This window comes from Streptomyces sp. MGP-P1 (genome assembly GCF_057766565.1).
In genome coordinates this window covers 757,164-777,211 of sequence record NZ_JBYMEM010000005.1, presented here as the reverse complement: position 1 = coordinate 777,211, position 20,048 = coordinate 757,164, and the positions used below count along the sequence as shown (strand labels likewise).

Genomic DNA, 20,048 nt, shown 5'->3' with positions numbered 1-20,048 from the left:
GGTTGCCGGAACGTTCCGGCACAGCTAGATTCCCGTCAGTGCCGGAACGTTCCGGCACGCCTGTCCCGCCTCGCGCCCGTCCCGACGGCCCCTCCCTCCCCGAGGACCGTCGGCCCCTCGCTCCCCAGGAACCCGCCATGCGTCTGATCACCGCGTACGACCCGCCCGCTTCCCCGACCCGGACCCGCCCCGCCGAGCGCGCCCCCCTGCGCGTGGCGGCGGTCCAGCAGCGTTGGCACCGGGACCCCGCCGAGCACCGGGCCGCCCTGCTGGACGGCATCCGGATCGCGGCGGCCGAGGGCGCCCGCGTGGTCTGCCTCCAGGAGCTGACGCTGTCGCCGTACTTCGCCGTCGTGCGCCGGGCCGACCACCCCGAGCCCGCCGGGGCGGAGGAGCTGCTGACGGGTCCCACCTTCACCTTCGCGGCCGAGGCCGCCCGCGAGCACGGCGTGTACGTGCACGCCTCGCTGTACGAGAAGGCCCCGGCGCCCGCGGGTGAGGACGACGGCCTCGGCTACAACACCGCGATCCTCGTCGCCCCCGACGGGACCCTCGCCCAGCGCACCCGCAAGACCCACATCCCGGTCACCGAGGGGTATTACGAGGACGACTGGTTCCGCCCCGGTCCGGCGGGCGACGACGCCTTCCCGCTGGTCACGGTCGACGAGGCCCGCCTCGGCCTGCCGACCTGCTGGGACCAGTGGTTCCCGGAGCTGGCGCGCGCCTACTCGCTCGCCGGGGCCGACATCCTCGTCTACCCGACCGCCATCGGCTCCGAGCCCGGCTTCCCCGGCTTCGACTCCCAGCCGCTCTGGCAGAAGGTGATCACCGGGAACGCCATCGCCAACGCCACCTTCATGATCGTGCCGAACCGTATCGGCGCGGAGAACGGCCTCACCTTCTACGGCAGCTCCTTCGTCGTGGACCCGTACGGCCGGGTCCTGGCCCAGGCCCCGCGCGACGAGCCCGCCGTGCTGGTCGCCGACCTCGATCTCGACGCCCGCCGCGACTGGCTGGAGCTGTTCCCGTTCCTGACCACCCGCCGCCCGGACGCGTACGGTCCGCTCACGGAGACCGGCCGCTCCACGGGGTGACCGGCGCCCCCGGCGACAGCCGTCCGCACCCGCGGCGGGCGCGGGCCGAGCCGGCGACGAGCACGGGCCGGGCCGGCGACGGCCCTCGCGCCGGTGATCGTCCGCCCGGGATCGACGGCGGGGGCCCGGCCGCGGGTTCGGCCCCGGCCGTCCGGGGCGCGCGTCACCCCGCCTTCGCGTAGCGGCTGGTGGGGCGCTCCAGGCCCAGGTGGCCGCGGAGGGTGGTGGAGGTGTACTCCGTACGGAACACCCCGCGCCGCTGGAGCTCCGGGACCAGTCCCCGGGTGATCGCCGTGAGGTCGTGCGGCAGGACGGCCGGGCGGAGCCGGAAGCCGTCCAGGCCCGTGGAGTGCCGGTCGACCAGCAGGTCGGCCAGTTCGGCGGGCGTACCGGTGAAGATCTCCGCGTCGGAGGCGAGTTCGGCCCCCGCCGCCTCGTCCAGCCGGTCCTTGCGCCGCGCCGCCGCGCCCGGTTCCTCGTCCAGGAGGACGATCAGGTCCGCGAAGGTCCGCAGCGGGCGGTCGTTCAGGTCCCGGCCGGTTCGCTCCACCGCCTCCGCGACCTGGGCGAGGATCGCCGCCGTGCCCGGCCGGTCGTGCGGGGTGACGGCGACGACGTCGGAGCTGAGGGCCGCGAACTCGTACGGCGTGGTCGCGTGCGCGAGGCTGACCACGGGCGGCTGGCCCTGGGGGGTGCGCGGGGTGATCGACGGGCCCTTCACGCTGAAGTGCGCGCCCTGGAAGTCGATGTGGTGGACCTTGTCGCGGTCGATGAAGCGGCCCGTCGCCGCGTCCCGTATCTCCGCGTCGTCCTCCCAGCTGTCCCAGAGCTGTCGTGCCGCCTCGACCACCTCGGCCCCCTCCGCGAAGAGGGCGCGCAGCGGCCGGGAGATCCGCTCCGGGTCGGTCACGTCGTCCTCGGTGAGCTGCGGTGTGGTGCGGCGGCCGAAGTGGGCGGCGTCGGCGGCGCGGGACGCGATCTGCGGACGCCAGCCGGCCCGGCCCCGGCTCGCGTGGTCGAGGGTGGCGATGCCGATGGCGAGGTGGAACGGTTCGGTGTGGGTGACGTTGGTGGTCGGCACCAGGCCGATGTGCGTGGTGAGCGGGGCGAGATGAGCGGCGAGCAGCACCGCGTCGATGCTGCCCCTGACCTGGTCGGTGCGGTCGTCGGGGAGGTGGAAGGCGGCGGACTGGAGGCCGAGGGCGTCCTCGAGGGTGACGAAGTCCAGCAGACCGCGTTCGGCCTCGGTGACCAGGTCGGCCCAGTAGGCGGCGTCGAGCAGCTCGCCGGGGCGAGCGCCCTCCTCGCGCCAGGCCGCCGGGTGCCAGCCCGCCCCGTCGAGCGCGACGGCCAGGTGGAGGGAGGCGTCGGGGGCGCCCTGCGTGCCGGTCATGCGGAGGTCTCCTTGTCGTCGCGCCCGGTGCGCAGGGGCTGCCCGGGGCCGCCCCATCCGGCCGGGCGGGGTGCGTCGGACAGGCCCAGGTGGTCCCGGAGCGTGGTGCCGGTGTAGGCGTCGCGGTGGACGCCCTTCTCCTGGAGGATCGGCACCACCCGGTCCACGAAGTCGTCCAGGCCGCCCGGGGTGAGGTGGGGGACGAGGACGAAGCCGTCGGCGCCCTCGGTCTGGACGTAGTCGTCGATGGCGTCGGCGACCGTCCGCGGGCTGCCGACGAACGTCTGGCGTCCGCCGACCTCGATGACCAGCTCCCGGATGGAGAGGTTCCGCTCCGCGGCGAGCTTGCGCCACTGCCGGGCCGTCTCCGCCCGGCCCTTGCGGAAGACGGAGTGCCCCTTGAGGAAGTGGGCGTCGTCCTCGGGCTCGATGTCGGGGAGCGGCCCGTCGGGGTCGTACGCGGACAGGTCGCGGCCCCAGACCGCCTCCAGGTGGGCGATCGCCGTCCGGGGGCTGACCAGTTCGCGGCTGATCTCCGCCGCGTAGGCGGCGGCCTCCTCGTCGGTGTCGGCGACGACCGCGTTGGCGGTGGGGAGGATCAGCAGGTCCTCGGGGCTCCGGCCGTACGCGGCGAGGCGTCGTTTCACGTCCCGGTAGAAGTCCCGGGCCACGTCGATGCGGTTGTGCTTGCTGAAGATGACCTCCGCGTCGGACGCGGCGAACTCCCGGCCCGCGTCGGACTCGCCCGACTGGATGATCACCGGGTGGCCCTGCGGCCCGGGCGGAGTGGTGAACCGGCCGGAGATGTCGAAGTGCTGCCCCCGATGGGCGAAGCGGCCGGCCCCGGGGGCGATGAACTCGCCCGACGCCGCGTCGGCCCGCGGATCGCCGCCCGGCCAGCTGTCCCACAACTCCCGCGCGGTGGTGAGGAATTCCGCGGCTCGGGTGTAGCGGTCCGCCTCGGGGAGGAAGCCGCCTCGGCGGAAGTTCTCGCCGGTGAAGGCGTCGTAGCTGGTGACGACGTTCCAGGCGGCCCGCCCTCCGCTGAGCCGGTCCAGGGTGGCGAACCGGCGCGCCGTCTCGTACGGCTCGTTGAAGGTGGCGTTGACCGTGGCGGCGAGGCCCAGGTGCGTGGTGACGGCGGCCAGGGCGCTCAGCACGGTGAGGTTCTCCGGGCGTCCCGTGATGTCCAGGTCGTAGACCTGTCCCTTGTGCTCGCGCAGCCGCAGCCCTTCGGCGAGGAAGAAGAAGTCGAACTTGCCGCGCTCGACGGTCTGTGCGAGCCGGATGAAGGAGTCGATGGATATCTGGCTCCCGGAGCGCGGGTCCGACCAGACGGTCACATTGTGGATGCCGGGCAGCTGCGCTGCGAGATGCACCTGTTTCTTGGCGGTGGCGGGCACGGTGCGGTCTCCTCCTGCGAAGTCCTGCGAAGTCCTGTGAAGTTCGGCGAAGTTCTGCGAAGGCCGGCGGACGGTGGTCGCGTTCAGAGCGTGCCTGTGCCCGATGGTCGCTGCACAGGCCAACCGCCGCCGTTTCACGAGGTGTTCATGCCGTTGCGACAGTTGCGGCCTCGGGGGACGGAGCGGCGGCGGGCGTGGTGGACGGGGTCGGCGTGACGTACCGCACCCGGTTCTCGAAGGCGACCCCGTGGCTCTTCACGTCGATGGCGATGCGGTCGCCGTCGGCGATCCGGAACCCGTCGTGGAAGCTGGCCTCGTCGGCGCCCAGCAGCACGTAGTTGACCAGTCCGGGCCGCCGTACCGCCGGGAAGGTGAACAGGTGGTCCGCCATGTCCCGCACCCGGTAGTAGAGGGCGTCGTCGCCGCAGTCGAACGGGCCCTCCCAGGCCGTCGCCCCGTCCCGCACGATCGTGACCCGGCCGGTCACCGTGCGCGGCGGCGGGCCGAGGAACAGCCACGGGGTGAGGGCGGTGTCGCAGAGCTTGCAGTACGGGTTGTAGCCCGGGTCCTGGCGGTGCAGGCCGATGTCGCACAGGTCGTTGCCGAAGGTGTAGCCGGCGTAGTGCGGTGTGCCGTCCGCGTCGTTGACGTAGACGAGGGCGACCTCCGGCTCCTCGATGAGGGCGACCGGCCGTGCGGGCACGTTCAGGTCCTCGCCGGGCAGCTTCACCCAGTCGCCGAACCCCTTGAAGAACCACTTGGGCGGGGTGAACTCGCCGTCCTCCGGAGCTGTTTCGCCGCCCCACTTCTTCTTGTGCGTGCCCATGAAGCCGCTCAGCAGGGCGTTGCCCGCGCCCCCCGGCAGCAGCGGCGGCAGCAGCCGCAGCTCCGGGTCCCCGGCCGTGACGACGGTGCTCGTCGCCCCCTCGGTGAGGTAAGCCCGCAGGGCCTCCAAAGACCCGTCGGTGGCGATGAAGGCGGCGGCGACCCGGCCGTCCTCCACCCGGTACAGGGTGTGCGGGGCACCGTCCTCGGGGCGGCCGAAGCCGACGTGGCGTTCGCCGGCGTAGAGGGCCTCGAAGAGGACGGGGAGGTGGGAGTGGGGCATCGGTCTTCTCCTTCAGTACGTGGATGGGTCGGGTGACATCAGGCGGTACGTGGATGGTCGGCGGGCATCAGGCGTGCGGGGCGAGCGTGGGGGCCGGTGCGCCCGCGAGGTCGGCCAGGACCTCGCCGATCCGGTCGACCGAGCCCCGTATCCACGGCAGGGCGAGCGGATCCGCCCCCGTCTCCGCCGCTTCCAGTGCCGCCGTCCGCTGCTCGGCGGTGTCGCCGTAGAAGTGGCTGGTCGCCGCGCGGATCCGCAGGGGCCGGCCGGCCTCCCCGAACGCGCTCGCGGGCAGCACGCCGACTCCGTACCGCTCCGAGAGCAGTGCGGCCAGTCCGTCGCCGCCGTGCACCCCGTGGGCCCTCGCCAGGTGCTCCCGCAGGGGCTCGAAGTCCGGGTAGAGGTAGCAGGTCGCGGCCACGGGGGCGAGCTCCGCGCCCACGGCGGTGAAGCGGGCGGCGACCGCGCGCACCACCGTCCCGTGCAGCCGCCGGCTCGCCGCGACCCGCTCGACGACCTCCGGCGGCTCCCCGAAGGCGTACGCGGCCGCCGTCTGCACCGGTGCGGGCGGGCTCGACCAGATCTGGCTGGCGACCGCCACGAGCCGGGTGTGCAGGGCCCGCCCCCGCTCGCTGTCGGGCAGCCGGGCCACGCCCGTACGCCAGCCGCCGAGCGCCAGGTTCTTGGTGAGCCCGGTGGTGACGACGGTCCGTTCGGGTGCGTACAGGGCCGGGGAGACGGCCGGCTCGGAGCTGTCGTACACCAGGTCGCCGTAGATCTCGTCGGAGACGACGACCAGGTCGAGCTCGCGGGCCGCCTCCGCCAACCGCCGTACGGTGGCGGCCGACGCGACCGTGCCGGTCGGGTTGTCCGGCACGGTCACGACGACGGCCCGGGGGTGCTGCCCGGCGGCCCGCGCGTCGGCGACCGCCTCGCGCAGTCGGTCCGGGTCGGGCACCCCTCCCTGCCCCGGCAGGATCGGCACGGGGAGGGGGCGGGCCCCGGCCAGCCGGGCCTGGGCGGCGTAACTCACCCAGCCCGGCACCGGCACGATCACGTCCCCGCCGATGGCCAGGAGCAGGGCGAACAGCAACGACTTGCTGCCCGGACCCGCCACGACCAGCCCCGGGTCGACGCCCAGGCCGCGCCGCTGCCAGTACCCGGCGACGGCGGTGCGCAGGGCGGGGCTGCCGGCCACGGAGCCGTACGCGTTCTCCTCGGCCGCCGCCGCCAGCCGGTCGCGGAGCGCGGGAAGCACGGGCAGGCCGATCTCCCCGCTCGCCATCGACAGGACCCGCTCCCCGGCCCGGCGGCGGCGGGCCAGGGCCTCGTCGGCGGCGAGGGTCGCCGACAGGGTGACCGGTACGGGGACCGGTGGGTCCGGGGTGCGTTCGGGCATGGCACAGCTCCAGCGCTCGGTGGGTGAGGGGGCGGGGCGCGGGGACGCTCCGGTGGATGTCAGGCGGGGGTCGTGTCCGTGGTGTACCGCTCGCGCAGTTCCGCCTTGCGGACCTTGCCGGTCAGGGTCTTGGGGAGGGCGGGGAGGAGCTCCAGCCGGTCCGGCAGGAAGCGGGTGTCGTGGCCCGCCCGTGTGACGCGGGCCCGGATCTCCGCCAGCGTGGGTCCCCGGCCGCCGCGCGGGACGACGACGGCGACGATCACGGTGCCGGGGCCCTGCCCGCCGGCCGCTTCCAGGCCGACCAGTGCGGCTTCCTCCGCCTTGGGATGGCTGCCGATGACCGCCTCCAGCTCCGTCATCGGCGCGACCCGCCCGTCCCGCACGACCGCGTCCCGGGCCCGGCCGATGATGCGGATGCCGCCCCGGCCGTCGTCCCGGGCGAGGTCGCCGGTGTCGAACCAGCCGTCCTCGTCCAGCTCGGCCCCGAACGCCTCGGAACGCCGGTGGTATCCGAGCGCGAGGGACGCGCCGCGTACCTTGAGCCGGCCCACCGCCCCCGTGACGTCGGTACTCCCGTACGCCTCACTCCCGTACGCCTCCGAGGTCTCGATCCGGGTCTCCATCGCGTCGATCGCGCTGCCGTTGCTCCGCGCCGCCCAGCCCTCGGGGTCCTCGGGGCGGGTGGTCGTCACGGGGCCGTTCTCCGACATGCCCCACAGCGAGTGGGCGCGCGCGCCGAGCGTCTCGTGGACCTCGTCGGCCAGCTCCTTCAGGACCGGGGCCGAGCCGATCACCACGTGCCGCAGCGTGCTCGTGTCGCGCCGCTCGGCCCGCTGGGACGCGGTCACATCGGCGAGGGTGGCGGGCGGCCCGTACAGCAGGGTCGCCCCGTACCGCTCCACCAGGTCCAGCAGCGCCTCGTTGCGGCGGACGTCCTGGAAGGCGACCGTGCCGCCCAGCATGACCCCGGCCAGCACGCCCTGCGCGAAGCCCGAGTAGTGGACGAGCGGCGTGGAGACCGCCGCCACCCACTCCCGGCCCTCACCATCGGCCGCCCCGAACGCGTCGACGTATCCGCGTACGGCCGAGTGGACCGTGTTCTGGCTGTGCACCACGCCCTTGGACAGGCCGGTGGTGCCGGAGGTGAACAGCACCACGAACGGGTCGTCCGGGCCGAGCGCCAGACCCTCCAGCCGGGCGACGGCGCCTTCCCGCTCCTCCCGTTCCTCCGCCACGAAGTGGTCGTGGAAGGGATGCGCACCCTCGGGTACCGGGCCGTCCACCACCAACACGTGCTCCAGCGAGGGGAGTTCGTCTCTCAGCCGCGCCGCGATCCCGGCCAGCGGGGTGCCCGACCACGCGGGGAGCGTGACGCACACCCTGGCCTCGGTGAGGCCCAGGCGATGGCGCAACTCCTCCTCCGTGCAGAGGGGCGAGATCGGGATGACGACCGCGCCGACCCGGATGGAGGCGAAGATCAGCGGCACCATCTCCCACCGGTTGGGGAGCTGCACGGCCACGAAGTCGCCCCGGCGGACGCCCAGGTCCAGAAGTGCCAGCGCGAAGCGGTCGGTCAGCCGGTTCAGTTCGGCGTAGTCGAGCGTGTCGGTGCGGGACTCCGCCACGCGCCGGCCCGCTATGGCCGGGCGGCGTGGGTGCTCGCGTGCCTGGCGGTGGAGATCGTCGAGGAAGGTCTCGTCGCGCCACCAGCCCCGGCGGCGGTACTCGGCGGCGCGCTCTTCGGTAACGGCCGCGCCTCCGGAAGCCGACCGCTCCCCGGGCGCGGTGGCCCCCACAGCCGAGCTCGGCCGCTCCCTCGCCGCCGTGCCCATCAGCGCTCCTTCCGGCGGGCCGCGAGCAGCTCGGGCAGCGGGTCGCCCGCCCGTGCGGCCGCGATCTCCAGCAGGTCCCGGGTGTTCTGCCGGACCCGCTCGCCGACCCAGTCGAAGACCCACGCCTTGCGCGCCTGGGCCGCCAGGTCGAACGGGACGACCCGGGTGACGGCCAGGGCCGCCGAGGCCGCGCCGCCGATGTTGGCGATCACGCCCGGGACCAGCCCGGCCCCCGAGGCGGCCACCTTCTCCTTGGCCGCCGCGCTGGAGGCGAGGTTGGCGCCCTCGACCACCAGGCCGGCCCGCAGCCGGTGGGCGTTCTCGGCGTTGATCGCGTACTTCTGCGCGGCCAGGATCAGGAGGTCGGCGTCCACGTCGAGCCAGGCGTCCGGTTCGCCGGAGAGCTTCACGTCCTGCGGCAGCCGGGTGCGGTCGACGGCCCCGAACTCATCGGTGATGGCGACCAGTTCGGCGACCGGAAGCCGGTCCGCGCTGATCGTGCCCCGGACGTCCGCGATGCCCACGACGATGTGGCCCCGGTCCTCCAGGAACCGTGCCACCGCCCGGCCCACCGCGCCGAACCCCTGCACCACGACCCGGGCGGGCCCGGTGCGGCCGCTCGCCTCCAGGGCGGTGATCGCGGCGACCCCGACCCCGTGACCGGTGGCGTCGATCAGGGGCTCGTAGTACGTACGCCAGTCGATCGGCATGTCCGGGGCCCCGAGCCGGTAGCGGGGGTCGTACTTCGCCTCCTCGAAGAAGACGGCCCGGTCGGCGGGGGTGACGCCCATGTCGATGCCGAGGTGGATGCCGCCGTGCAGGAGGGGCTTGACCGTGCGGCCGAAGGTGCGGAAGGTCTCCTCGCGGCCCGCGCCCCGGGCGTTCGCGGCGTCGGCGACGATCCCCGCCTTGGCGCCGCCGATGCGCAGCCCCGCCAGGGTGAACTTCTCGGTCATGTCCCGGGCCAGGCCCGCGACTTCCTCCTCGGTCACCCCGGTGGTCATCCGGGTGCCGCCCATCGCCAGACCGTCGACGAGGGTGTCGATCACCACCCATCCTTTGATGGCGCCGCCGCTGCCGTTGAGGTGCACGGTGAGGGCGGGGTCCTGCGGTTTCTCCACTGCTGCGCTCATGGCGAAGTCCTTGTCCGGTACGAAGGGGTCGTCGGCGGGCTCGGTGGCCGGCCCGGTCACTGGTAGAGCCGTGCGAAGCCCCGCAGGATCTCCAGGCCGTCCCTGCGGAACTCCAGATGGGCCTGGGCTCCGTAAATCCGGCCGTCGTCCGAGCGCAGGAACTCCACGGGCGCGTGCTCGGAGCGGCCGATCGAGCGGTAGCCCGCCGGGGCCTCCTGGAGGTAGAGGGTGTGCCGGTGGAAGACGGTGACCGTGGGCTTCACGTAGCTGAAGAGGGGCTCCTCCGTGTCCACCCGCGCCTCGTGGCCGCCGACCCGCTGCGGCCCTTCCACGAGCCGGCCGCCCGCCGCGACGGCGAGGATCTGCATCCCGCCGCAGATGCCGAAGACGGGCACGTCCGCCGTGGTGACCAGGTCGATCAGGGGCTGGTAGAACGCGCTGTCGTACGCGCGCACCTTGGTGCCGCTCAGCACGATCGCCTGGTAGCGGCCGTTGATCCGGGAGGGTACGGACGAGGCGTCGACGGTCTCCGTGTCCGAGCCCAACTCTTCGAAGCGTGCGCGGAGTTGTGGCAGGGACAGTGTTCCGTTGTTGACGACCAGCACACGTGATCTGCTCATGCGCCCGCTCCTGCCGTGGTGGCACGCTCCGGGGTGATCAGCGTGCCGGTGGAGCCGTCCAGCAGCTCCGTGACGGCGGCGCTGCCGATGACGACGCGCTCGACGCCGCGCTCCAGGGCCTCGCCCGCGGCGCGCAGCTTCTTGCGCATGCCGCCCTTGGCTCCCCGGTCGCGGAAGACGGCCGCGTCCTCGGCGCTGATCCGGCGCACCGGCTCGCCGTCGATGAGCAGATGGCCGACGTCGGTGACCAGGACCAGGTCCGCTGCGCCGGTGGCCCCGGCGATGGCGGCGGCGGCCCGGTCGGCGTCGGTGTTGACCTCCTGGCCCGCCGCGTTCCGGGCGAGCGGGGTGACGAGGTGGGCGCGGCCCGGCCGGAGGTCCTTCAGCGGGGCCGGGTCGACGCCGGTGATCGGACCGACGAGGTTCTCCAGCTCGACGAGCTGCTTCTCCCGCCACCACCAGCGTTCGCCCGGGCCCGCGCCGACCAGCCCGTCGCTGCCGAGCAGCCGTTCGGCGGTGATGCCGCGGGTCGCCAGCCGGGCGAGGACGTCCTCGGCCAGCACGGCGCTGACGGTCTTGATGTCGTCGATGACCTCGGGGGTGGTCCACCGGCTCTGGTTGCCGTACCGGTCGCGCAGGATCGCCGACGGTTCGCTGTAGCGGGCGTCGAGCTTCTTCAGCGGCTTGGACCAGCCGTGGACGAGGATCAGCGGGCGGTCCCGGCCGAGCCGGGCCAGGTCGTCCCACCAGGTGCCGTCGAGGTCGTCCAGGCAGCTGCCGCCGAGCTTCACCACCGTGGGTACACGGGGAGTGGCACGGTTTGCGCTCATGCCGGCATCACCGGCTGCTGCGTGAGTCCCGTCTCCTCCGGCAGGCCGAACCGCAGGTTCGTCGCCTGCACGGCCTGGCCCGCGGCTCCCTTGACGAGGTTGTCGAGCGCTGCCAGCACGACGATCCGGCCGCCCTCCTCGTCGAGCAGGACCGTCACGTCCGCGTAGTTGGAGCCGAGGACGACCTGCGGGTCGGGCACCGGGATCAGCGTCTCGTCGTGCCGCCGCACCCGGACGAAGGGCCGCCCCTTGTAGAAGCGGAGGTAGGCCCGGTTCAGCTCGCGCTGGTCCACCTTCTCGTCGGTGAACACGTACGAACTGGTCAGCAGGCCCCGCACGTTGGGGACGCCGTACGCCGACATGGAGAGGTTGCCGATGGTGCCGGGCTTGCTCCGCTCCAGGAAGTCGCCGACCTCGGCGGCGTGCCGGTGCCCGGTCGGGGAGTACGGGGCGATCGCCCCGGCCCGGAACGGGTGCAGGTCGGAGGTGCGCAGCTGGATGCCGCCACCGCTGGACCCGCTCTTTCCGTCCACCACCACCGTCTTCAGGTCGAGCCCGAGGCCGAGGGTGAGCGGGGCGAGGCCCAGGGTGATCGCGGTGGCGTAGCAGCCGGGCAGCGAGATCAGCGGGGCGTCCTTCAGCTGGTCGCCGACCAGCTCGGGCACGCCGTAGACGAAGCGGTCCGCCAGGTCGGTGCGCCGGTGGACCTTGGGGTACCAGCGGTCGTGCAGTTCCGGCGTACGGATGCGGAACGCGCCGCTGAGGTCGACGATGGCCGGGACGCGGTCGGCGAGCAGCGCGGACAGCTCGGCCGAGACCGGGGCCGGGGTGGCCAGGAAGAGGACGTCGACCTGGTCGACGACGTCCTCGGTGACCGGCTGCACGGTCAGCCCGTGGCCGAGCCGGAGGCCCGGGTGGAGCTCGGAGGGGCGGCGGCCGATGTTGGAGGAGCCGCCGAGGAAGGTCAGCTCCAGGTCGGGGTGCTGGGTGATGAGGCGGATGAGTTCGCCGCCGGCGAGCCCGGAGGCCCCGACGACTCCTGCGCGGATCATGCGAGTAGCTCCTGCAGATAACGGCCGATGGCCGAGGGGATGTCCGCTCCGGTGGCCGAGGCCACGGCCCGGAAGCCGGGGGCGTGGTTGACCTCGTTGACGACGTGACCGTCGGGGGTGGCGAAGAGGTCGATCCCGTAGATCCCGGGTCCGAGGACGTCGACCACACCGTCGACGATCTTGAGGACGTCGGGGTCGTGGTCGATCGCGCGGTTCTTGTTGCCGAGGGCCGCGTTGTTGCGCCAGTCGCTGCCGCCGCTCGCGAACTCGGCGGCCCCGATCAGCTCCCGCCCGACGACCAGGCACCGCACCGAGCTGCCGCCGAGGTACGGCTCCACCACACTGGCCTGCTCGAAGGCGTGGGCCAGGTCCTCGATGTAGTCGTACACGGAGTGGGCGGTGTCGGCGTGCCGGATGAGCGTGACCCGTTTGCCCATCCCGCCGAAGACGGGCTTGAGGACGAGGGGGAGGGGCAGATCGGCGAGCGCCTTGGCGAAGTCCTTGCGGGAGAGGACGAGCCGGTGGTCCGGGACGGGTACGCCCGCCGTGTGGAGCAGGGCGCGCAGGGCGGCCTTGTTCTCGCAGGCGTGGATGGCCCGGGCGGTGTTCAGGGTGGGGACGCCGGCGGCCTCGGCGAGGGTGGCGATCAGCCCGCCCCGGGTGTAGCTGCGGCTGCGGACGAGGAGGGTGTCGTACCCCTTGATCGACGGGGCGTCCGGATGGCCCAGGGAGAGGGACTCGTCGTTGACCCAGTCGATCCGGAGGCCGAAGGCCGGGGCCGCCTCGATGAGCCGGCGTTCCTCCCAGGCGATCCGGTCCGCGACGAGGGCGACGGGGCGGTCGGCGGCCATCTCACTGACCCCAGTCGCGCAGCTGCACCTCGACCATCTCCAGCGTCAGCCGGCCGTCCTCGACGGCCTCGACGCGGAGGGTCAGGACGCACTCGGGGCAGGAGAGGGTCTCGCCCAGGGTGACCGGGGGGACGGTCAGATCGGTCTCGCACTCGGGGCATACGCCGGTGAGGGTGGCGATGGGCATCGTGAACTCCGTATACGGGTGGTGGGGTTGGCATGGGGGTGAAGTGCGCGGCGCGGGTACGGGGCGGGCCGTGTTGGCACGGGCCGGACTGCGTGGGTGGGGGGTCGGGTACGCGGGTCCGGGGTCGGGTTGCGCCGGTACGGGGCCGGACTGCGTGGGTCCGGGGCCGGGCTGCGCGGGTAGGGGCCGACCACGTGGGTCCGGGGTCGGGCTGCGCGGGTCCGGGGCCGGGCTGGGTAGTCACGGGTCAGGCTGCGTGGGTACGGGGCCGGGCTGTGTTGGCACGGGCCGGACTACGCGGATCCGGGGCCGACTACGCGGGTACGGGCCGGAAGTCGACGGCGGCCTTGCGGATCGTGTCCCGGTCCAGCAGCGGGCGGCCGTCCCGTTCCTGCCGCGCGGCCAGCCACGGGGTGAAGGCGTCGACGTCGACGTCCAGGCCCGAGTCGGCCAGGGCCCAGCGGACCAGGGCGCCGGTGAGTCGGGTCCGGACGCGCAACTCGCGCCGGTTCCCGACGAGTTCGGCGGGCAGCGTCTCGTACGCGTGCGGGTGGCTCAGCTGGCCCGGCAGCTCGTAGGCGAAGGCGTGCGGGGTGGTCGGCCCGGACTGGAAGGCCTCCCCGAGGCCGGCGCCCCGCAGGGCGATCCGGGACAGCTCGGTGAGATGGGTGAGGTCGAAGCGGGTGTCGCCGTGGATGACGCGCAGCGAGGTGAGCAGCTCCGCCAGCGGGGCGTTGCCGCCGCGCTCACCGATGCCGCCGACGGTCGCGGAGATCCACTGGGCCCCCGCCCGCACGGCGGCCAGGGAGTTGGCGACGGCCATGCCCAGCATGTTGTGCGAGTGGATCTCGATCTCGGAGCCGTCGATCACGGTGAGGTCCGCGATGACCTCCTCCATCTGCCAGGGCGAGAGGTGGGCCACGGTCTCCGCGAGCCGGAAGCGGTCCGCCCCCGCCGCGAACCCCGCCTCCACATAGGGGACGAGCCGCTCCCGGGGCGTACGGGCCCCGTCCTCGCCGCTGAACGTGACGTGGAAGCCCCGGTCCTTCGCCTGCTGGATCGCCGAACGGGCCAGCGCCTGGAGGAACCTGGGGCTCGCCGAGTCGAGCTTCAGCTGTGCGTGCTGCTCGGAGGTGGGGATGGAGTACATGATGTGGCGCACGCCCAGGCGCTCGGCCTCGTCCAGCGCGCGGGCGACCTGCCGCCGGTCGCGTACGACGACGAGCGTCATGCTGCGCTCGGGGGTGACCGCCTCGTGGGTGGCGAGGACGAGCGCGGCGTCCTTGGAGTCCGGGCCGGAGACCATGCCCACCTCGACGAGCTCGACGCCCGTCCGCACCAGCAGATCCGCGATGACGGCGGCGTCCGCGGGGCCGAACTCCACCCCCGCCATGTGCGCGGAATCCCGCAGCGTCGCATCCGATATGCGGGGCCGCCGCTCCTGTTTATCCGGTCCTTCTGCTGCCATTTCCTTTGCTCCGCTTTCCGTGAAAGGGGTGGGCGATCGGGGTTGCATTCGCTGACTCGTATCCTTCGTCGCCTGGCCGAAAAGAACAACGCCTGTGGTGTCAGGGCTGTGTTGCGGAGTGTCAAGGAGTGTCAGGAGACGTCAGGGCAGGAAAGGGAGTGCCCATGAGCGGGCGTTCGGCGGACCATTGATGGTGAGCGTGTCCTACGGTGCGTCCATGGATCTCTTCTCGCTGCCTCGTCTGGGGGTTGTCGTGCCGCCGGAAAACCCCACGGCGGAACCGGAGTTCAACCAACTGCTCGGCGCCGGAATGAATGTGTACGCCGCCCGCTTCCCGGTGACTCCCGGGGCCGGGCTCAGGGCGATGCTGGAGACGTACAACGCGGTGCTGCCGGACGTGCTCGGGAGCTTCGGCGCGCTGCGGCTGGACGCCGCCGTGGTGGCGTGCAGCGCCTCGCACTATCTGCTGGAACCGGAGGGCGACCGGGCCTTCTGCGAGGAGCTGTCCGAGCGCGCCGGCTCGCCCGTGCACTCCTCCACGCAGGCGATACTCGCGGTCTGCGAGGCCCTCGGGGTGGACCGGCTGACGCTCGTCTCCCCGTACGAGCCGTGGCTCACCGACACCTCCCGCGCCTTCTGGGAGCGGGCCGGCCTCAGGGTCGACGGGGTGGTGCTCGTCCCGGCGGAGGAGGCCACGGCGCCGGGCGGTCAGGCGCGCTTCGACCCGTACGCCGTGACGACCGGGACGATCCTGCGGCGTCTACGGGAGCGGGAGCTGCCCGCGGACACGGCCCTGCTGTTCACGGGTACGGGCATGGGCACCCTCGCCGCCCTCACCGAGCTGGCCCGGCAGGACTCGCACCGGCCGCTGCTGACCTCGAACCTGGCGTCCGCCTGGTGGGCGCGGCGGGCGGTGGGGGCGAGCGGCGGGGCCCACCACCCGCTGCTGCGGCGGCTGGAGGAAGCGGCGGCCTGAGGCGGGCGGGGGCCCGGGGACGAGCGCGTTCGGCCGGGACCCCGCCCGCCCGAGGACTGCTCAGCCGGCGGACGTCTCCGGCATCCGCCAGGCGTACCCCATGCGGTAGCCGACGCCCCGGATCGTGATGATCCAGCCGCTGGAGCCGAGTTTCGCCCGGAGGCTGCTCACATGGGTGTCGATCGTGCGGCTGGTGTGCCCCCAGTCGCTTCCCCAGACCCGGGCCATCAGTTCTTTCCGCGTCACGACCGTTTCCGGAGTGGCGGCCAGGGTGTACAGCAGCTCGAATTCCTTCGACGTGACGCCGACGAGCCTTTCGTGCAGTCGAACTTCCCGCAGATACGGATCGATATGCAGGTCGTTCAGGGAAATTGCGGCGGGAAGTGTCTGCCGGGGTCGGGTGCGACGCAGAACCGCTTCGATACGGGCCCCGATTTCCCTCGATCCCCAGGATTTCACCACGCAGTCGTCCGCGCCCGCATGCAGTACGAGGACTCGCTCGCATCCCGAGTCGGCGGTGCTGACCGCTATCAGTGCCGCGTCTCCGCCATTCCGAAGGGCCCGGCACAATTCCAGCCCGTCGATATCGGGCAGGTCCAGCGAGAACAGCACCAGATCCGCGTCGCCGTGCGCCCGCAGGGCCCGCGCCCCGGTGGAGACGCCGTGGGCGGCGAACCCCTGCCGTCGCAGATCGCCGACGACGGCCGCCGCGGTTGAGGTGTCCGGCTCCACCACGAGTACCCGTCTCACCTGCTGCCCCGTTTCTCTCCTCGGCCCCACGTCAGTTGGAGACGCCGGTGAGAGCGGCGGCCGGGACCCGGCGGGGCGGCCCTCCCGGCGGCGGCGCGGTCGCGGGGCCGGCACCGGGGCCTGGGCCGGTCCCGGCACCAGGACCGGGGGACAGGCGCTGGTGGACGTAGGCGGCCGACGCCATGGTCATGTGGTGGTGCCAGCCGGGGAACGAACGGCCCTCGAAGTCGAGGACCCCGAACCGCTGACGCAGCACGGCCACGGCCGAGAGGGCCGAGGTGTGGCTGCGCGCCAGCCGCAGGACCTCCTCCACCCGGTGGTCGGTCAGCGTGGTGAGCCAGTAGCGGGGCGGCCGCCGGCCGTCCGGGTCGGGTCTCTCCAGGACGCGGTACGTGCGCCCGGCCCCGTCGTCGCCGGGCGCCGGCCGGGGCGTGGTCACCGTGCCCGCGTAGGTGTGGACCGGTACGGCCCTGACCCCGCCGTCGGGGGCCCGCCGGAGCAGGACATGGGTCTGCCGGGCGTGCCGCACCTCCATCAGCGCGCTGACACCTGTCACGACCGGCGGGTGCTGTCCCGCGAGGAGCACCTGATGGTCCGGCGGGACCTCGCACACCACGTCCGCCCGCTGCCGGGCGAGACCCGCGAGGACCCCGGCCGCCTCCGTGCACCGGGTGAGGTCCAGCACCCAGGGAACGCGCGGCAGCCGGGGCTGCGCCGCCACCTCGGCCGCGTACCCGGTGACATGGTCGGCGGGGGTGCGTCCGGCCTCGGAGTCGGGGATGCGCGCACGGCGTCGGCGCTCCCGGTCCGAGTCCCACGTACCGTCGAGCAGGAGGCTCCAGCCCACCGGATAGCTCCGTCCGCCCGAGGCGAGGAAGAACACCAGCGCACGCTGGCAGTTGACGGTGCGCCCGGTCTCCGCGTCCACGCGTCGGTGCACGCCCACCGAGTGCTCGCCCCGCTTGGGGATGATGAGGTCGGCGACGGTCCAGGCGTGCGGCGTCGTCCGCTCGGCGACCAGTGCGGTGAGCCGGTGGCGTACCGGATTCCAGTCCCACGGGCTCGCGTTGATGAACTGGTGGAGACCGTGTGCCGCTGCCGAGGGCAAGGGCTTCGCCAGCGCCATGCGGCGGGGTGTCTTCTTGCCCGACGCATGGATCAGGGCCCAGAGATAGGCCTGGGCCCAACGGCGCTGCTCCGGCCGCCCTAACGCCCGGAAGACCTCGTCCATGAACGTCCGCATGCTCGCGCCCTCGCCCGGCATCGCCGCGCGTACCTCAGTTGACGACATGAAACGCTACGCCCCCTCGATACTCGTCATCGCTCGCACCCGAGTGGATACATGGCACATCAGTACGGGGTGAAAGTACCGTCCGTGGCGGAATTTGCCCGGGTCGGCCGCCTATTTTGCAAGTTCAGGGTCTGACCTGCGCAAACGTGCTGCGGCGGGACGGGGACGGGGGGTGCGTACGGGCGGAAAACCCGGTTTTAACCGGGGTGGAGCCCTGTTCCGGGGCCGCCCGACGAAGTGTCAACAAATCATGAACATGCCCCCGGGACGGTCCCCGGGGAGGGTTTCCCGGGTCCGTCCGCGAGGGGAGGGGGACCGCCGAAGGACGGGGAGGGGTGTCCTCCGGCGGTCGGCGGTCGGCGGTCGGCGGTCGGCTGTCGGTCGTCGGCTGTCGGTCGTCAGGCTGTCGCGACCGGGGCGGACTCGGACTCGGACTTGGAATCGGACTCGGACTCGGACTCGGACTGGGCCTCGGTCACCGGCCGCCGCGCGGGGAAGCCCGCCCGGCGGGCGTAGAACACGACCGCGATCACCGGCAGCAGGAGCAGCAGGACCGCCCAGGGGAAGGACTCGCTGCCGAGGGTGTCGAGCAGGATGCCGCCGACGATGCCGCCGCCCGCCATCGCGACGTTCCAGAGCGTGACGAGCATCGCCTGCGCCGCGTCGGCGGAATCCCCGCCCGCGTCGCCGGCGGCAGTCTGCAGCAGGGTCGGCACCCCGCCCCAGCCCAGCCCCCACAGCACCGCGGCGACGTAGACGAGGGCCGTGGTGTCGGAGAGGACGGCCAGGATCAGCGCGGCGACGGCGACCAGCAGGGCGCCGCCGACGGTGAGACCGCGCAGCCGGCGGTTGATCTGCGCGCCGACGATCCAGATGCTCGCCAGCGAGGCGGCTCCGAAGACCAGCAGAATCAGACCGGTGGAACCGCCCAGGCCCAGGTCTTCGAGGTACGTGGCGATGTACGCGTACAGGATCGTGTGCGCCAGCACGAAGACCAGCGTGACGAAGAGGACCGGGGAGACCCCGGGGATCTTCAGGGTCGGCAGCAGCTTCGGCCGCGCGCCGCGCTCCTGGCCCGGGAAGTCCGGTACGGCCGCGAAGATCCACACCAGCAGCACGACGGTGAGTACCGTCATCGACAGGAACGCCACACGCCAGCCGAGCCAGTCGCCGAGGAACGTACCGGCGGGCACGCCGAGGGAGAGCGCGACGGGGATACCGGCCATGGCGACGGCCATCGCCTTGCCCTGGAGGTGTACGGGGGCCATGCGGCGGGCGTACCCGGCGAGCAGGGCCCAGGCGAGACCGGCCGCGACGCCGGCGACGAACCGGGCCACCATCGTCAGCTCGTAGACGGAGGACACGGCCGTCACGGTGTTGGCGAGGGCGAACCCGCCCATGGCCGTGAGCAGCAGCTTCTTGCGCCGCCAGCCCGCGGTGGCCGCGGTGAGCGGGATCGCGGTCAGGGCGGTGCCGATCGCGTAGACGGTGACCGTCTGGCCGGTCGCCGACTCGCTCACCCGCAGGTCCTGGCTCATCGAGGGCAGCAGGCCGGCCGGGAGGGTCTCGGTGAGGCTGGTGATGAAGACGGCGGTGGCGAGGGCCAGCAGCGCGAAGAGCGGAAGCTTCTGCTGGTCCTTCCCCGCGCTCGCTGGGTCCGGTGCCGCGGGGGCGGCGGACGCCGTGTCGGGTGCGGTGCTCATGGGGTGTGCTCCTGGTGTCCGGAAGGGTGGTGCGGGACGCGGGGACGGTGGCGGGAGGGAGAGGAGGGAGGACGGGAGGGAGAGGGGAGAAGGCGGGGCAGAAGGGGAAGAGGGCGGGGCGGCGGCGGGCGCGGGTTCACGGGTGGCCGAGACCGCCGTCGACGGGGAGCCGGGCCCCGGTGGTGAACGTCGCCTCCGTGGCCAGGAAGAGCGCGGCGCGTGCCACCTCCTCGGCCGCCCCGAGACGCCCCAGCGGCGGCAGGGGTACGGCGTCGGAGCCCGGTGACGCGATACAGCCCGGGGCCACCGCGTTGACACGGATGCCCCGCGAGGCGAGTTCGGCGGCGAGCGCCCGCACGGCGTCGGGGCACGGGGTGGGAGCGGTCAGCACGATCGAGCCGCCGTCCCCGAGGTGCGGCAACAGGGGGCGCGCGGTGGGGATCGCGTCGGCGAAGAGGAGATCGACGCCACCGGCGGGGAAGCCGGACCCGCCGTCCCCCGCGAGGGCGGCCGCCACGGCCGACGGTGTGACGACGCGGGCGGTGGAACCGAGTTCGGCGACCGCGTGCGCGCGCTCCTCGTCGGTGCGGGCGGTCAGCAGGACCGTCGCCCCGCCCTCCACGAGGCGCTTGGCGATGGCCAGGCCGATGCCGGTCGCCTCACCGGCGACCAGGGCCCTTCTGCGCGCGTACTTGGTCATGGTCGCCGCTCCCTCCGGGCCGCCCGTTCCTCGCCGGTGGGGCAGTGCCACCGGCGGGGACGACTCTGCGCCCGCGCGCTTCGGGAAACCTTCGGGAAAACTACGGACGCCGACGGGGCGGGGCGGGGTGACGGATGGGGCGACGGGCGGGGCGGAGCGACGGATGGGGCGGAGCGACGGATGGGGCCGGGCGAATGTCGAAGCCGTGCCGGGCGGTTGTCGAAGCGGGGCCGGGTGGTTGCCGAGCCGGGGCCGGGT

The 20,048-nt window shown here is 73.3% G+C and carries 18 protein-coding genes; 2 read left to right on the top strand and 16 right to left on the bottom strand.

Features of this window, described 5'->3' with window-relative positions; all coding sequences use genetic code 11:
• The first annotated feature begins 137 nt into the window (after positions 1–137).
• Positions 138–1,094: a carbon-nitrogen hydrolase gene (locus AC3CH1_RS12925; RefSeq protein ID WP_488463035.1), complete on the top strand. Its 957-nt coding sequence runs from the start codon at positions 138–140 to the stop codon at positions 1,092–1,094.
• 163 nt (positions 1,095–1,257) lie between these two features.
• On the opposite strand, the gene AC3CH1_RS12920 is transcribed toward AC3CH1_RS12925, so the two are convergent.
• The 12 genes from AC3CH1_RS12920 to AC3CH1_RS12865 form a co-directional block, all read right to left on the bottom strand.
• Positions 1,258–2,487: an LLM class flavin-dependent oxidoreductase gene (locus tag AC3CH1_RS12920; protein WP_488463034.1), complete on the bottom strand. Its 1,230-nt coding sequence runs from the start codon at positions 2,485–2,487 to the stop codon at positions 1,258–1,260.
• Positions 2,484–3,890 carry an NtaA/DmoA family FMN-dependent monooxygenase gene (locus AC3CH1_RS12915; protein ID WP_488463033.1) on the bottom strand — a complete coding sequence of 469 codons (1,407 nt, stop codon included), beginning with the start codon at positions 3,888–3,890 and terminating at the stop codon, positions 2,484–2,486. Before AC3CH1_RS12915 ends, AC3CH1_RS12920 begins: the two co-directional genes overlap by 4 nt.
• Positions 3,891–4,035: 145 nt before the next feature.
• Positions 4,036–4,998 (bottom strand): fumarylacetoacetate (FAA) hydrolase, encoded by a 963-nt coding sequence (locus AC3CH1_RS12910; protein WP_488463032.1) that lies wholly within the window; start codon positions 4,996–4,998, stop codon positions 4,036–4,038.
• A 67-nt stretch (positions 4,999–5,065) separates the two neighbouring features.
• A complete protein-coding gene (locus tag AC3CH1_RS12905; RefSeq protein ID WP_488463031.1) occupies positions 5,066–6,397 on the bottom strand; it encodes a pyridoxal phosphate-dependent aminotransferase in 1,332 nt (443 codons plus the stop codon).
• A 59-nt stretch (positions 6,398–6,456) separates the two neighbouring features.
• Entirely contained in the window at positions 6,457–8,229 is a 1,773-nt protein-coding gene (locus AC3CH1_RS12900) for an AMP-binding protein (RefSeq protein ID WP_488463030.1), read from the bottom strand.
• Positions 8,229–9,362 carry a Glu/Leu/Phe/Val dehydrogenase dimerization domain-containing protein gene (locus AC3CH1_RS12895; protein ID WP_488463029.1) on the bottom strand — a complete coding sequence of 378 codons (1,134 nt, stop codon included), beginning with the start codon at positions 9,360–9,362 and terminating at the stop codon, positions 8,229–8,231. The genes AC3CH1_RS12900 and AC3CH1_RS12895 overlap by 1 nt, the downstream gene beginning before the upstream one ends.
• A gap of 56 nt (positions 9,363–9,418) precedes the next feature.
• Positions 9,419–9,982, bottom strand: a complete 564-nt coding sequence (locus AC3CH1_RS12890; protein WP_488463028.1) for a type 1 glutamine amidotransferase — start codon at positions 9,980–9,982, stop codon at positions 9,419–9,421.
• Positions 9,979–10,812 carry an amino acid kinase family protein gene (locus tag AC3CH1_RS12885; RefSeq protein WP_488463027.1) on the bottom strand — a complete coding sequence of 278 codons (834 nt, stop codon included), beginning with the start codon at positions 10,810–10,812 and terminating at the stop codon, positions 9,979–9,981. Before AC3CH1_RS12885 ends, AC3CH1_RS12890 begins: the two co-directional genes overlap by 4 nt.
• A complete protein-coding gene (gene argC / locus AC3CH1_RS12880; RefSeq protein ID WP_488463026.1) occupies positions 10,809–11,864 on the bottom strand; it encodes an N-acetyl-gamma-glutamyl-phosphate reductase in 1,056 nt (351 codons plus the stop codon). Before argC ends, AC3CH1_RS12885 begins: the two co-directional genes overlap by 4 nt.
• Positions 11,861–12,715: an ATP-grasp domain-containing protein gene (locus AC3CH1_RS12875; RefSeq protein WP_488463025.1), complete on the bottom strand. Its 855-nt coding sequence runs from the start codon at positions 12,713–12,715 to the stop codon at positions 11,861–11,863. The genes argC and AC3CH1_RS12875 overlap by 4 nt, the downstream gene beginning before the upstream one ends.
• A 1-nt stretch (position 12,716) precedes the next feature.
• A complete protein-coding gene (locus AC3CH1_RS12870; protein ID WP_488463024.1) occupies positions 12,717–12,902 on the bottom strand; it encodes a lysine biosynthesis protein LysW in 186 nt (61 codons plus the stop codon).
• Between the two features lie 313 nt (positions 12,903–13,215).
• Entirely contained in the window at positions 13,216–14,370 is a 1,155-nt protein-coding gene (locus AC3CH1_RS12865; RefSeq protein ID WP_488463023.1) for an isopropylmalate synthase, read from the bottom strand.
• Between the two features lie 217 nt (positions 14,371–14,587).
• Between AC3CH1_RS12865 and AC3CH1_RS12860 the strand changes: the two genes are divergently transcribed.
• On the top strand, positions 14,588–15,346 hold the full coding sequence (locus tag AC3CH1_RS12860) for a maleate cis-trans isomerase family protein (RefSeq protein WP_488463022.1): 759 nt from the start codon (positions 14,588–14,590) through the stop codon (positions 15,344–15,346).
• 60 nt (positions 15,347–15,406) lie between these two features.
• On the opposite strand, the gene AC3CH1_RS12855 is transcribed toward AC3CH1_RS12860, so the two are convergent.
• The 4 genes from AC3CH1_RS12855 to AC3CH1_RS12840 all read right to left on the bottom strand — a co-directional run bounded on the left by AC3CH1_RS12855 (position 15,407) and on the right by AC3CH1_RS12840 (position 19,790).
• Entirely contained in the window at positions 15,407–16,096 is a 690-nt protein-coding gene (locus tag AC3CH1_RS12855; RefSeq protein WP_488463021.1) for a response regulator transcription factor, read from the bottom strand.
• A 31-nt stretch (positions 16,097–16,127) separates the two neighbouring features.
• Positions 16,128–17,387 (bottom strand): IS701 family transposase, encoded by a 1,260-nt coding sequence (locus tag AC3CH1_RS12850; RefSeq protein WP_488463020.1) that lies wholly within the window; start codon positions 17,385–17,387, stop codon positions 16,128–16,130.
• Between the two features lie 398 nt (positions 17,388–17,785).
• Entirely contained in the window at positions 17,786–19,090 is a 1,305-nt protein-coding gene (locus tag AC3CH1_RS12845) for an MFS transporter (RefSeq protein WP_488463019.1), read from the bottom strand.
• Positions 19,091–19,226: 136 nt separating this feature from the next.
• Positions 19,227–19,790 carry an SDR family oxidoreductase gene (locus AC3CH1_RS12840; RefSeq protein WP_488463018.1) on the bottom strand — a complete coding sequence of 188 codons (564 nt, stop codon included), beginning with the start codon at positions 19,788–19,790 and terminating at the stop codon, positions 19,227–19,229.
• Positions 19,791–20,048 lie beyond the last annotated feature (258 nt).

Bases quoted from the DNA above. Each gene is read 5' to 3' on its own strand.
- AC3CH1_RS12865 (WP_488463023.1), bottom strand. From the start codon at position 14,370: ATGGCAGCAGAAGGACCGGATAAACAGGAGCGGCGGCCCCGCATATCG.
- AC3CH1_RS12860 (WP_488463022.1), top strand. From the start codon at position 14,588: ATGGATCTCTTCTCGCTGCCTCGTCTGGGGGTTGTCGTGCCGCCGGAA.
- AC3CH1_RS12905 (WP_488463031.1), bottom strand. From the start codon at position 6,397: ATGCCCGAACGCACCCCGGACCCACCGGTCCCCGTACCGGTCACCCTG.
- AC3CH1_RS12910 (WP_488463032.1), bottom strand. From the start codon at position 4,998: ATGCCCCACTCCCACCTCCCCGTCCTCTTCGAGGCCCTCTACGCCGGC.
- AC3CH1_RS12870 (WP_488463024.1), bottom strand. From the start codon at position 12,902: ATGCCCATCGCCACCCTCACCGGCGTATGCCCCGAGTGCGAGACCGAT.
- AC3CH1_RS12920 (WP_488463034.1), bottom strand. From the start codon at position 2,487: ATGACCGGCACGCAGGGCGCCCCCGACGCCTCCCTCCACCTGGCCGTC.
- AC3CH1_RS12840 (WP_488463018.1), bottom strand. From the start codon at position 19,790: ATGACCAAGTACGCGCGCAGAAGGGCCCTGGTCGCCGGTGAGGCGACC.
- AC3CH1_RS12885 (WP_488463027.1), bottom strand. From the start codon at position 10,812: ATGAGCGCAAACCGTGCCACTCCCCGTGTACCCACGGTGGTGAAGCTC.
- AC3CH1_RS12900 (WP_488463030.1), bottom strand. From the start codon at position 8,229: ATGGGCACGGCGGCGAGGGAGCGGCCGAGCTCGGCTGTGGGGGCCACC.
- AC3CH1_RS12890 (WP_488463028.1), bottom strand. From the start codon at position 9,982: ATGAGCAGATCACGTGTGCTGGTCGTCAACAACGGAACACTGTCCCTG.
- AC3CH1_RS12845 (WP_488463019.1), bottom strand. From the start codon at position 19,090: ATGAGCACCGCACCCGACACGGCGTCCGCCGCCCCCGCGGCACCGGAC.
- AC3CH1_RS12925 (WP_488463035.1), top strand. From the start codon at position 138: ATGCGTCTGATCACCGCGTACGACCCGCCCGCTTCCCCGACCCGGACC.
- AC3CH1_RS12850 (WP_488463020.1), bottom strand. From the start codon at position 17,387: ATGTCGTCAACTGAGGTACGCGCGGCGATGCCGGGCGAGGGCGCGAGC.
- AC3CH1_RS12895 (WP_488463029.1), bottom strand. From the start codon at position 9,362: ATGAGCGCAGCAGTGGAGAAACCGCAGGACCCCGCCCTCACCGTGCAC.
- argC (WP_488463026.1), bottom strand. From the start codon at position 11,864: ATGATCCGCGCAGGAGTCGTCGGGGCCTCCGGGCTCGCCGGCGGCGAA.
- AC3CH1_RS12875 (WP_488463025.1), bottom strand. From the start codon at position 12,715: ATGGCCGCCGACCGCCCCGTCGCCCTCGTCGCGGACCGGATCGCCTGG.